At 71.3% G+C, this 12270-nt stretch carries 10 protein-coding genes; 2 read left to right on the top strand and 8 right to left on the bottom strand.

From position 1 onward, the window contains the following. Nucleotides 1-35 precede the first annotated feature (35 nt). Entirely contained in the window at nt 36-884 is an 849-nt protein-coding gene (locus G3I77_RS33140; RefSeq protein WP_248509653.1) for an oxygenase MpaB family protein, read from the bottom strand. A 207-nt stretch (nt 885-1091) separates the two neighbouring features. Between G3I77_RS33140 and G3I77_RS33135 the strand changes: the two genes are divergently transcribed. Next, on the top strand, nt 1092-2603 hold the full coding sequence (locus G3I77_RS33135) for an ABC transporter substrate-binding protein (protein WP_248509652.1): 1512 nt from the start codon (nt 1092-1094) through the stop codon (nt 2601-2603). Nucleotides 2604-2608: 5 nt separating this feature from the next. Next, nucleotides 2609-4366, top strand: a complete 1758-nt coding sequence (locus G3I77_RS33130; protein ID WP_248509651.1) for an ABC transporter permease subunit — start codon at nt 2609-2611, stop codon at nt 4364-4366. A 52-nt stretch (nt 4367-4418) separates the two neighbouring features. On the opposite strand, the gene G3I77_RS33125 is transcribed toward G3I77_RS33130, so the two are convergent. The 7 genes from G3I77_RS33125 to G3I77_RS33095 all read right to left on the bottom strand — a co-directional run bounded on the left by G3I77_RS33125 (nt 4419) and on the right by G3I77_RS33095 (nt 12208). After that, a complete protein-coding gene (locus G3I77_RS33125) occupies nt 4419-5402 on the bottom strand; it encodes a D-2-hydroxyacid dehydrogenase (RefSeq protein ID WP_248509650.1) in 984 nt (327 codons plus the stop codon). Between the two features lies 1 nt (nt 5403). Then, a complete protein-coding gene (locus G3I77_RS33120) occupies nt 5404-6855 on the bottom strand; it encodes an NAD-dependent succinate-semialdehyde dehydrogenase (protein WP_248509649.1) in 1452 nt (483 codons plus the stop codon). Nucleotides 6856-6896: 41 nt separating this feature from the next. Next, nucleotides 6897-8177, bottom strand: a complete 1281-nt coding sequence (locus G3I77_RS33115) for an FAD-binding oxidoreductase (protein WP_248509648.1) — start codon at nt 8175-8177, stop codon at nt 6897-6899. 62 nt (nt 8178-8239) lie between these two features. Beyond that, on the bottom strand, nt 8240-9079 hold the full coding sequence (locus G3I77_RS33110) for an ABC transporter permease (RefSeq protein ID WP_248509643.1): 840 nt from the start codon (nt 9077-9079) through the stop codon (nt 8240-8242). Next, complete coding sequence (locus G3I77_RS33105) at nt 9076-9978, bottom strand: ABC transporter permease (RefSeq protein WP_248509642.1); 903 nt, start codon at nt 9976-9978, stop codon at nt 9076-9078. Before G3I77_RS33105 ends, G3I77_RS33110 begins: the two co-directional genes overlap by 4 nt. Before the next feature lie 3 nt (nt 9979-9981). Beyond that, nucleotides 9982-11118: an ABC transporter ATP-binding protein gene (locus G3I77_RS33100; protein ID WP_248509641.1), complete on the bottom strand. Its 1137-nt coding sequence runs from the start codon at nt 11116-11118 to the stop codon at nt 9982-9984. Continuing rightward, nucleotides 11111-12208, bottom strand: coding sequence for an ABC transporter substrate-binding protein (locus tag G3I77_RS33095; protein ID WP_248509640.1), 1098 nt, complete (start codon nt 12206-12208; stop codon nt 11111-11113). Before G3I77_RS33095 ends, G3I77_RS33100 begins: the two co-directional genes overlap by 8 nt. Nucleotides 12209-12270 lie beyond the last annotated feature (62 nt).

Raw genomic sequence — 12270 nt, 5'->3', positions numbered from 1 at the left:
GCCCGCGCCTCCCCTGGCCCACTCAGTATGGCGGCCTATCGTCCGAGTTTGTACGGTGCCGGGCGCGCGTCGGGGCCGAGCCTCGCCATGGCCCGCAGAATGTGTTTGGGCGGGAGTTGCCACCGCACACGTGCGGGAATGCGGCGCAGCAGGAGGCCTGCGAGGCGCAGCTGACGGGTGACGGTGGCGGATGCGGGGGCCGGTCTGCCGTACAACTCGTGGGCGTACGGCGGCAGGGAGGCGTACGCCAGGTGTGCCACGCGCCGCCACAGCACCTCGCGCGCCGGTACGAGGAGCGGGTGCGTCGGCGGGCGGAGCAGGAAGTCGTCCACCTCGCGTGCCTCGGGTCCGGCGGCGAGGTCCGGGTGCACCTTCTCGAAGTACTCGGCCATCTCGACCCGGTTCGCGGGTACGGCGTCGGGGTCGAGGCCCACCAGGCGTGCGCTCTGCCGGTGTTCGGCGACGTAACGGTCGGCCTGGGCATCGGTGAGCCGGAACCCGGACCTGCGCGCGACGTGCAGATAGGAGTCGATCTCGGCGCAGTGCACCCACATCAGCAGCGCGGGTTCGTCGACGCCGTAGCGCTCACCGGTGTCCGGGTCGGTCGCGGTCAGCATGCGGTGGATCTTCCGGACCCGGGCGCCGGCACGCTCGGCGGCCTCGGTGGTGCCGTACGTCGTCGTTCCGACGAAGTCGGCCGTGCGCATCAGCCGGCCCCAGGCGTCACGACGGAAGTCGGAGTTCTGTGTGACCCCGCGTACCACGCGGGGGTGCAGGGCCTGGAGGTAGAGCGCCCGGACGCCCGCTATCCACATCACGGGGTCGCTGTGAAGCTGCCAGGTCACCGATTCCGGACCGAACAGCCCCGGGTCCGCGCCGGTCATGCGCATCACCTCCGCTCGGCGCACACGATGGCACAGCTCGAACAGCGGGTCGAGAGGCCTTCGTTCGACCCGCGACCGTCCAATCGTTGAGATTTCACCTACCTGGCTGAGAGTTTGGTAAGGCTCCCCTTATATGCTGACCGTCGCCGATCAAGCCCCGACCGGGCCGCAGCGGCCTGCCCGACCTCCCGCACGACAGGATCCGACATGCGCACCACCTCCCGCGGCCTCATAGCGGCACTCGCTCTCACCCCTCTGCTGGCCGGCTGCTTCGCACCCGGCGACAGCGACACCGGCGCGGGATCGGGCGGGCGGCTGCGGGTCGCGCTGGCCGTGCCGCCGGTGCAGGCGCTGTCCCCGTACAGCAACGACGCCACCGCGCTGAGCAAGCTGTCCGTCGCCGAGGGCCTCACCGCCCTCGACAAGAACGGCACGGCCAAGCCCGCGCTGGCGAAGTCCTGGAAGCGGGACGGCGACACCACCTGGACCTTCGAGCTGCGCGAGGCCGAGTTCCAGGACGGCACCGAGCTCACCGCCCAGGCCGTCGTCGACGCGCTCGACCACGCGGGCGCCGCCAAGCCCAAGCCCCGCGTCCTGAGTGACGTGTCACTGACCGCCGAGGCCGAGGACGCCGACACCGTCACCCTCACCACCAAGTCGCCCGACCCGGTGCTGCCGCTGCGGCTGGCCAGCCCCGCACTGGCGATCCTGTCGGCGAAGGCGTACGCGAAGGACGGCGCCGTCAGCCCGGTCGGCACCGGCACCGGCCCGTTCGAGATCACCCGGCTGAGCGGCAAGGCCAAGGCGACGCTCGACCGCTTCGACGGCTACTGGGGTGGCAAGGCGAAGGCGCCCGGCATCGACGTCAGCTGGATCGCCGACGGCACGGCCCGTGCCAACGCGCTGCGCGGCGGCGAGGCCGACATCGCCGAGTGGATCCCGACCGCCCAGGCGAAGCTGCTGGACAAGCAGACCCGGCACGAGGTGCCCTCGGTGCGCACCGACAGCCTGATCCTCAACACCGGCAGCGGCCTGTTCACCGACGCCGGGCTGCGCGCCGCCGCCCGCGAGGCCGTCGACGGCTCCGCGCTGGTCGACTCCGTCTTCGGCGGCTACGCCGACCCCGCGCAGGGCCTGTTCGGGCCCGCGGTCCCCTGGGCTGCCGACAAGCGCGCCGAGGTGACGGGCCGCACCGAGGCCGCGACCACCGCCGAGGTCAAGACCGGCACCAGGGGCAGGACGCTGCGGCTGGCCACCTACACCAACCGGGCCGAGCTGCCCGAGGCCGCGACCGTGCTCCAGCAGCAGCTGGAGAAGGCCGGGTTCACCGTGAAGCAGGACGTGCGCGAGTACACGCAGATGGAGGGCGACCTGCTCGCCGGGAAGTACGACGCCCTCGTCTTCTCGCGGGTGACGCTTCTCGACACCGGCGACGCGGTCGACTACCTCGCCAGCGACTTCACCAGCGAGGGCGTCTACAACATCGCCGGCCTGAAGGACGCCGCGGTGGACAAGACCATCCGGGCCGCCGCCGCGGAGCGGGACACCGGGAGCCGCCGGGAGAAGATCATGCGGGCGGAGGCGGAGATCCTGCGCACCGACGCGGTGGTGCCGCTGGTCCACGAGCAGGCGGTGCAGGGCATCGCGGCCGATGTCGAGGGCGTGATCCTCGACCCGCGCGAACGGTCCCTCATCGACGTCGACACGCACCTGAAGTAACCCGCATGAGCCTCGCGCACGCCCCCGCCGCCACCCGCCCGTCCCTCTGGCCGGCGGCCGCCGGCCGAGTGCTCGCCGGTACCGCACTGCTCGGGGCGGTGGCCCTGCTCCCCTGGCTGTCCGGCGCGGACCCGGCCCGCACGGTGCTGCGCGCCCGCTCGGCCGACCAGAACCCCACGCCGGCGGAACTGGCGGTCGTGCGGGAGCAGCTGGGCCTGGACGAGGGCCCTCTGGTCCACCTCGCGCACTGGCTGGGCGGCCTGCCACGCGGGGACGCGGGCGTGTCGTGGGTCTCCGGCGCACCGGTCATGCCGCAGGCCGGGGCGGCGCTGTCGGTCTCCCTGACGCTGATGCTCGGCGCGTTCGCGGTCACCGTGCTCGTCGCCGGACTGGTGTGTGCCCGTACGGTCTTCCTCGGTTCCCGGCGCCGGCTGCGGCAGGACCGGGCGGGCACCACGGCCGCCGTCCTGGCGTCGCTGCCGAAGTTCCTGCTCGCCTCGGTGCTGGCCACCGTCTGCGGGGTGTGGTTCGGGTGGTTCCCGTCCAGCGGGTGGGAGGGGCCGCAGTCGATGGTGCTGCCCTCGCTCGCGCTCGGCATCCCGTCGGGCGCGATGCTCGGCGGCATGCTCGACCAGGCTCTGCCCGCCGCCTTCCACGAACCCTGGGCGCGCACGGCCTGCGCCATCGGGCTCCCGCCCGGTCACATCGCCCGCGACGGACTGCGCCGCACCCTGCCCGGCATACTGCCGCAACTGCTGCCGACCGTCGTGGCCCTGGTCGGCGGTGCGGTCGCCGTGGAGAAGATCTTCAACATCCCCGGGCTCGGCCGGCTCGCGCTGGAAGCCGCCGTCGCGCAGGACCTCCCGGTGCTGCAGACGGCGACCCTGGCCCTGGTCCTGCTGGGCGTCGCCGCGGGCATGCTGATCCGCGCCCTGCGTCACGCCCTGCTCGGCCGCCCCCTGCGCGACGGCGCCCTGCCTGCCCTGCACCGGCCCCCGCTCACGGTGCCGCGTTCCCTGCGCTGGGTCACCGCGGCCTGTGCACTGCTCCTGCTCGCCCTGGTGACCGCGGGCCTCCTGCGCGACCCGCTCCAGGTCGACACGGCGGCCCGGCTGCTGTCCCCGTCCCTCGAACACCCCCTGGGCACGGACGCCCTGGGCCGTGACCTCCTGGCCCGGCTGGGCCACGGGGCGCTGCGCACGGTCGCGGTCGCCCTCGTCGTGACGGCGGTCAGCGCCGTCACCGGACTGCTGCTGGGCATGGCACCGAGGGCGAGCGCGGGCCCGACTGAGGTCGTGTCGACGCTGCCCGCCGTCCTCGCGGGCCTGCTGATCGCGGGCGTGACCGGACCGTCGGTGTGGGGCGCGGCGTGCGCGGTCTGCGTGGTCGGCTGGAGCCCGTACGCCGCCCAGACCTCCGCGCTGCTGGAACAGGAACGCGCGAGCGGACACATCGCCGCGTCCGTCGCGCTCGGCGCGGGGCGGCTGCACCTGCTGCGCCGCCACCTGCTGCCCTCGGTGGTCCCAGCCCTCCTGCGCAACGCCCTGCTCCGGCTGCCCACGACGGTCCTGGTCCTGGCCTCCCTGGGCTTCCTGGGCCTGGGCGAACAGCCGCCCACCCCGGAGTGGGGCCGCCTTCTCTCGGAGAACCAGCCGTACGCCGAACTGGCACCCTGGACCGTCCTCGGCCCGGCCGCGGCGCTGGTGGTGCTGTCCGTGCTGGCGGTGACCGGCAGCGTGCTGGGACGCGGAAGGGGCGAGTAGCACGCGCCCCGGCCGGTGGAGGCTACCGGCCGGGGCGCCTGCTCCTCGCCTTTCAGGCGGGGTACGTCTTGTCGATCACGTATCCGCGCCGCTTGTCCACGACGTTGCGCAGCGGCCGGCCCTCGATGTGCCGGGTGAGGTTGTCGAGGAACACCTCGACGAGCGCCTCCCGCTCGCTGGTGGTCTCGCCCGCCGTGTGCGGGGAGATCATCACGCCGGGCATGTCCCACAGGGGCGATTCGGCAGGCAGCGGCTCCTGGGCGAACACGTCCAGGGCGGCACCGGCGAGCCGTCCGGCGGCGAGGTGGCCGACCAGGGCCTCCTCGTCGACGAGTCCGCCCCGGCCGACGTTGATCAGTCGCGCCCCGGGCTTCATGGCGGCGAGCACGGGGGCGTCGACCATGCCCCGGGTCTCCTGGGTGAGGGGTGCGGCGAGGACGACGTAGTCCGCCTCCGCCAGGGCGGCGGACAGGGTCGTCGCACCGTGGACCGTGCCGAAAGCGGGGTCGTTCGTGCGGGCCTTGCGGCCCGCGCCGCAGACCCGCATCCCGACGGCGCGCAGCATCCGGGCGATGGCCCGGCCGATCGGCCCTGTCCCCCAGACCAGGACGGTGCGTCCGGTGATGCCGTCGCTGGGGCGCGGGCGCCACTCGCGGCGCTGCTGGTGCTCCCAGGTGCCGGGGAAGTCCTTGGCGAGGGCGAGGATCAGGCCGAGGACGTACTCGGCGGTCGGCTGGTCGTAGACGCCGCGGGCGTTGGTCAGGACGACGCCCGGATCGTCCACCAGGGCGGGGAACAGGAAGGAGTCCACGCCCGCGGAGGACGCGTGAACCCAGCGGGGTGCCTTCTCCGGGTTGTCGGGCCAGGCCTCGCGGATGGCCGGGGTGATGGTCACCCAGGCCAGGAGGGCGTCGGCACCGGGGAGGAGGTAGGGCAGTTCCTCCTCGGTGGCGTAGACGGTGTCCGCGAGGCGTTCGATGAGTCCGGTGGCCGGTGGCCGGTTGCCCCGGTACAGGACGACGAGTCGCTCGGGCATGTCAGGCTCCGACGGGGACGGCTATGTACTTGTACTCCAGGAACTCGTCGATGCCGACGCGTCCGCCTTCGCGGCCCAGGCCGGACTGCTTGACGCCGCCGAAGGGGGCGGCGGGGTTGGAGACCAGTCCGGTGTTGAGGCCGATCATGCCGCTTTCGAGGCGTTCGGCGACGCGCAGGGCGCGGTCGAGGTTCTGCGTGAACAGGTAGGCGGCCAGGCCGAATTCGGTGTCGTTGGCGGCGGCGACGGCCTCGTCCTCGGTGTCGAAGGTACGGATCGCGGCGACCGGGCCGAAGATCTCCGTGTCGGTGATCGCCGACTCGGGGGCGATGCCGGTGAGGACGGTGGGCGGGTAGAAGCAGCCCGGCCCCTCGGGGAGTTCACCGCCGGTCAGGACGGTGGCGCCGCGCTTGACGGCGTCCCGCACCAGGTCGTGGGCCTTGCTGCGGCCGGCGACGTCGATGAGCGGGCCCACGTCGGTGCCGGGTTCGGTGCCGGGCCCGACCTTCAGCGCTGCCATGCGGGCGGCGAGGCGGGTGGTGAACTCCTCGGCGACGGAGGTGTGGACGAAGATGCGGTTGGCCGCGCAGCAGGACTCGCCCATGTTGCGCATCTTGGCGACCATGGTGCCTTCGATCGCGACGTCGAGGTCGGCGTCGTCGAAGACGATGAGGGGGGCGTTGCCGCCCAGTTCCATGGAGGTGCGGATGACGGTGTCGGCGCACTGGGCCAGCAGGATGCGGCCCACCTGGGTGGAGCCGGTGAAGGAGAGTTTGCGGATCTGCCCGCCCCGCAGCAGCGGCTCGACGACGCCGGGGGCGTCGGTGGTGGTGACGATGTTCAGCACACCGGCCGGCAGACCCGCTTCGCTGAGGATCTCCGCCAGGGCGAGGCTGGCCAGGGGGGTCTGGGGGGCGGGTTTGAGGACGATGGTGCAGCCGGCGGCGAGGGCAGGGCCGATCTTGCGGGTGCCCATCGCCAGAGGGAAGTTCCAGGGAGTGATCAGCAGGCAGGGGCCGACCGGCTGGCGGGTGACCAGCAGGCGGTTCCTGCCGTCCGGGGCGGTGGTCATGCCGCCCTCGATGCGCACCGCTTCCTCGGAGAACCAGCGGAAGAACTCCGCCGCGTAGGCGACTTCGGCCCGCGCCTCGGCCAGGGGCTTGCCCATCTCCAGGGTCATCAGCAGCGCGAGGTCCTCGGTGCGCGCGATGATGATGTCGTAGGCGCGGCGCAGGATCTCGCTGCGCACCCGGGGCGCGGTGGCGGCCCACGCGGCCTGCGCGGCGACCGCCGCCTCGACGGCACGCCGGCCGTCGGCCGGGGAGGCGTCGGCGACCCGGCACAGCTCCTCGCCGGTGGCCGGATTGTCCACGGACAGGGTCCGGCCGGCCTCCGCGTCCTGCCAGCCACCACCGATGAACAGCTGCTTGGGAACATCACGGACGACAGTCATCGTGGGTTTCTCCTTGTATGCGTAGAGGTGCTGCCGACCGGTCAGCGGATACGGTCCAGCGTCTTGTAGTAGGCGCCCGCGAAGGGCAGGAACCAGGCGGTGCCGTTGTAAAGGGGGATGCGGGGCGGGGCGAGGTCGCGCACCGGGCTCACCTCGGGGTGGCCGTCCATCACCTCGGCCATGACCTGCCCCATGTGCGTGGCCATCTGCACGCCGTGGCCCGCGTATCCCAGGGAGTAGTAGACGCCGTCATCGGTCTGCCCGGCGTGCACGATGCGGTCCATCGCGAAGCCGACGGAACCGCCCCACACGTACTCGACCTTCGTCCGGGCGAGTTGGGGGAAGATCTCGCACATCTCCCGGAACAGGACCGCTCCGCTCTTCTTGTCCGAGGTGGGGTCGGACGGTGCGAAGCGGGCGCGGCCGCCGAACAGCAGCCGGTTGTCCGGGGTGAGCCGGAAGTAGTGGCAGACCTGGTTGGAGTCGACGATGAGGCGGGCCTTCGGGATGATGTCCCGGGCGAGCTCCTCGCCGAGCGGCTCGGTCACGATGATGAAGCTGCCCAGGCAGACCTGCCGGCGGCGCAGCCACGGGAAGTTCTTGTCGGTGTAGGCGTCGGTGGCCATCATGACCTGCCCGGCGCGGATCACACCGCGCTCGGTGCTGACCTCGAACCGGCCGGTGGCGGTACGCCGTACGCCGATGGCCGCGTTGCGCTCGTGGATCTCGACACCGGCGCGCTCGCACGCCTCGGCCATGCCGCGCACGAAGCGGCCGACGTGCAGTGCGGCGCTGAACGGGTCGAGCAGGCCGCCGTGGTAGGCGTCGGATCCGATCTCGGAACGCAGCTCGGACTTGCCGATCAGTGTGGTCTCGTGTCCGAAGTACGTGGCCAGGTCGCGCTGTTGGGCCTTCTTGCTCTCGAAGTGCGCGGGGCGGGACGCGACGCCCAGGCGTCCGACGCGACGGAACTGGCAGTCGATGGACTCCTCGTCCACGAGCCGCTCGACGGTGTCCACGGCCTCGCCGTAGGAGTTGTAGATCTCGCGGGCCCGTTCGAGTCCGTACCGGCGGATGGCCTGGCGTACGCCGATCGTGAAGCCCAGGTTCGCCATACCGCCGTTGCGCGCGGAGGCGCCGGAGCCGATCTGGCTCTTCTCGACCAGGGTGACACGGGCGCCCTTGCGGGCGGAGTGGAGGGCGGTGGACAGACCGGTCAGGCCGGCGCCGATGACCACCAGGTCGGTGTCCTCGGTCAGTGGCTTGCCGGACCGGTCGGGGAAGGCCCCGGCGGTTTCCACCCAGTACGGGATCGTCTTCATTGCGGGTCTCCTGCGGGGAAAGTGTTCGGGGAGGGCGCGGCCGGGCGCCACCAGAGGCCGGCTCAGGTGAGGGGTTCGACGGGGAGGACGTTCTGGCCGCCCCGGTGGCCGCCGAGTTTGCGGACGAGGGCGACCAGGGCGAGGGCCAGGATGGCCAGGGCGATGAGCACGGCGCTGACCGCGGTGACGGTCGGGTCGACGTCGAACTGCAGGGCGTTGAAGACCAGGACCGGCAGGGTGCGGGTGTCGGGGGTGGACAGGAACTGGGCGATGAAGAACTCGTCGAAACTGGTGATGAACGAGAACACCGCTGCCGCGATCAGGCCGGGGGTGGCCAGGGGGAAGGTGATGCGCCGGGCGATGGTCGTCCGGCTGGCGCCCATGCTGGCCGCGGCGTCCTCGAGCCGTTCGTCGATACCGCGCAGGGTGGAGATCAGGATGAGGATCGCGATCGGTGCGGAGAGCACCGTGTGCCCGAGGGCGATGGCGAGGGGGCTGCCGAGCATGCCGGCCGGTTCGAAGAAGAGGAACAGGCCGAGGGCGATGACCACCTGGGGGATGAGCATCGGGGCCAGGACCAGTCCGTAGACCGCCGCGTGCAGGGGGAGACGGCCTCGGGCCAGGGCGGTGGCGGCGGTGACGCCCAGGATCAGGGAGAACACCGTCGTCAGGGCGGCGACCAGGCTGGACAGGGCGATGGAGGTGGCCCAGTTGCCGCCGGGTGCGGCCATCTGCTCGTACCAGCGGGTGCTGTACTGCTCGGGCGGGAAGGTGCCGATGCCGTCCGCGCCGAAGGACGTGACCAGGATGATGACGATCGGCAGCGCCAGGAAGAGCAGGATGGCGGTGGCGCTCAGGCCGCGGCCGATGTGTCCGGCCCGGGTGGGGGGCAGTTCCATCATGAGCTGCTCCTTCGTGCGTGCGCCTTGGTGCGGCGGAGCTTGGCCAGGCCGAGCACGCCGAGGCCGGCGAAGGTGAGCAGGAGCAGGATGACGCCGAAGGCGGCGGCGGAGTTCCACTGGTCCTGCTTCATCACCTGCTGGTCGATGAGCGCCGCGACGACGGTCTGCTTGTCGCCGCCCATCAGGGCGGGGGTGATGTAGTAGCCCAGGCAGAGGATGAAGCTGAGCAGTCCTGCCGTGCCGATTCCGGGCGCCACGAGCGGCAGGTAGATACGGCGGAAGATCGTCAATCGTGTCGCGCCGAAGCCTGCCGCCGCGGCGAGGAGCCGGCCGTCGACGCCCCGCATCACGCCCTGGAGGACCAGGACGGTGTAGGGGAGCATGACGGAGGTGGTGCCGATGACCACGCCGGTCTCGTTGTACAGCAGCGAATACGGTGCGCCGGGGGCGTGTACGGAGGTCAGCAGGGTGTTGATGAGGCCGTGTTCACCGAGCATGATGATCCAGCCGTAGGTGCGGACCAGGGCGCTGATGAAGTGCGGTACGACGACGATCAGCATGGCCAGGGCGGCGAAGACGGGCCGCATCCGGGCGATGGCGTGTGCCAGGACGAAACCCACCAGCAGACTCAGCAGCGCGGTCTCGGCGGAGATCCGCAGGGTGGAGACCAGTACCGAGAGGTTCACGCCGCTGAGGGCGTCGGTGTACCAGTGGAGGGTGAAGCCGCCGCCGTCGCCCTCCAGGCTGAGCGAGAGCACCCCGATGATCGGGTAGACGAACAACACCAGCAGGAACACCGTGACGGGGACGGCGTTGACCAGGGCGATGCGGGAGCGGTGTCCGCGCTTCGCGGACGTCTTCACACGCACCTTGGTGGGTGCGACAACGGTGCCGGCCACGGCTCACCCCCCGTCCGCGGCGTCGAAGACGCTGACGTCGTCCCGGTCGGCGGTGACACAGACCCGCTCGCCCGTGCGCGGCGGGACGCCGGCGGTCTCGATCCGCAGCGGCGGCGTCCCCGGAGCGGCACCGTCCGGACGGACCGTGATCCGGGTCAGCGAGCCGACGTAGACGGCCGTCTCGACCGTGCCGGTACAGCAGCTCTCCTCGGCGCCGACCAGGCGGAGCCTGCCCGGCCGCACCGCGGCGCGCACGCTCTGTCCGGGCACGCAGGGGTGGGCGCGGGCGGTGAGCACGCCGCCGGTGTCGAGGCGCACCCGGGTGCAGTCGTCTCCCCCACCGTCCTCGACCTTGCCGGTGAGGAAGTTGGCGGCGCCGAGGAAGTCGGCCACGAACGGGGTGCGGGGGCGCTCGAACAGGCCGCGGGGGGTGTCGAACTGCTCGATGCGGCCGTCCTTCATGATGGCGATCCGGTCCGACAGGACCAGGGCCTCCTCCTGGTCGTGCGTGACGTAGACGACGGTCAGGCCGAGTTCACGCTGGATGGACTTGATCTCGGTCTGCATCTGGTCGCGCAGCTTCTTGTCCAGCGCGCCCAGCGGTTCGTCCATCAGCACGATCGGCGGGCGGTAGACGAGCACCCGGCACAGGGCCACGCGCTGCTGCTGCCCGCCGGAGAGTTCGCGGGGCTTGCGGCCGGCGAACTTCGACAGGCCCGCCGCCTCCAGGGTCTCGCCCACGCGGCGGCGGATCTCCGCCTTGGGTACTGCGCGCAGTTGGAGGGGGAAGGCGACGTTCTCCGCGACCGTCATGTGCGGGAAGAGCAGGTACTGCTGGAAGACGAAACCGAAGTCGCGCTTTCCGGGGTTGAGTCTGGTGATGTCGCGGCCGTCGACGGCGATGCTTCCGGAGTCGGGTTCGGTGAACCCGGCGAGCATCATCAGTGTGGTGGTCTTCCCGGAACCGGAGGAGCCGAGGAAGGTGACGAACTCGCCCGCCGCGATCTCCATGTCCACGCCGTCGACCACCGTCGTCCCGCTGTAGGACTTCCGCAGGCCCGTGACGGACAACGACTTACCGGTCAGCGAGTGGGACCCGGGGGCCAGGGCCGAGGCGAGAAGTTGGGTCCGCTCAGGCATCGGCCCACTCCCGCCAGCGCTCGCTGACCGCTTCCAGGTTCTTGTCCCACCAGGCCACATCGGTGTCGAACCCGGTCTTCAGATTCTGCGGCGAGGTCGGCAGCGTGGCCAGGACATCGTCCGAGAGCAGTTTGGTCGCCGCCGGGACGACCGGGCCCTGCGGGAAGAGCTTGGCGAACGCCGCCTGCACCTCGGGACGCAGGGAGAAGTCGATCAGCTGGTAGGCCGCGTCCGTGTTGCCCGCGCCCTTCGGGATGCCCCAGCCGTTGGTGAGCCTGCGGGCGCCGTTCCACTGGTAGGCGACCGGCTGGCCCTGCTTGATCAGCTCGTCCGCGCGGCCGCTCCACAGGCTGGTCATGACGACCTCCTTACGGCCCAGCAGCACCGCCGGAAGGGCGCCGGTGTTCCAGAACTTCTTCACCTCGCCGCGGATCCGCGACATCGAGGCGAACGCCCGGTCCAGGTCGAGCGGGTACAGCTTGTCCAGCGGCACCCCGTCGGCCAGCAGCGCGAACTCCAGCTCCGGGTAGTCCGCTTCAGCGCTCTGCAACGAGCGCTGACCGGCGAAGGAGTGGGTGTTCCAGAAGTCGGCCCAGCCCTTCGGCGCACGCTTCAGACTGTCCGTGCGGTAGGCCATCAGGCTCGCCCAGACGTTCTTGCCGACCGCGTGCTCCGGCAGGTTGTGCTCCGCGATTCCGGCACCCTTGACGCTCTTCAGCCGGTCGTGGTCCACCGGCTCCAGACAGTCCAGGCGGGCCATCTTCTGGAAGATCAGCAGGGTGTTGTCCATCAGGTCGACCTGCGGCCGGCCCTGCCTGACCTGCGCGATGACCTGCGCGGACTGGTAGTTGACCGTGGTGACCGTGATGCCGGTCTCCTTGGCGAACGGCTCGTAGACCGCCTTGGTGAGAGCCTCGTTGTAGGCGCCGCCGCTGTTACTGACGACGATCTTCTTCTCGCCGCCGCCACCCGATGAGCTGCGGCTTCCGCCGGAACCCATGAGAGTGCCGCATCCGGTCACTGCGGTGGCAGCGGCCAGCGCACCCGCGGTGCGGAGTACGGTTCTGCGTCCTATCCGGTTGTCTTCCATGACAGAGCCTCCTGGATTTCGCTGGGGGTACGGGACCCGTGACTCGGGGACGTACGGGTCCC

The organism is Streptomyces sp. D2-8 (genome assembly GCF_023184515.1).
Taxonomy (GTDB): Bacteria; Actinomycetota; Actinomycetes; order Streptomycetales; family Streptomycetaceae; genus Streptomyces.
This window is presented reverse-complemented; position numbering and strand designations above follow the sequence as displayed.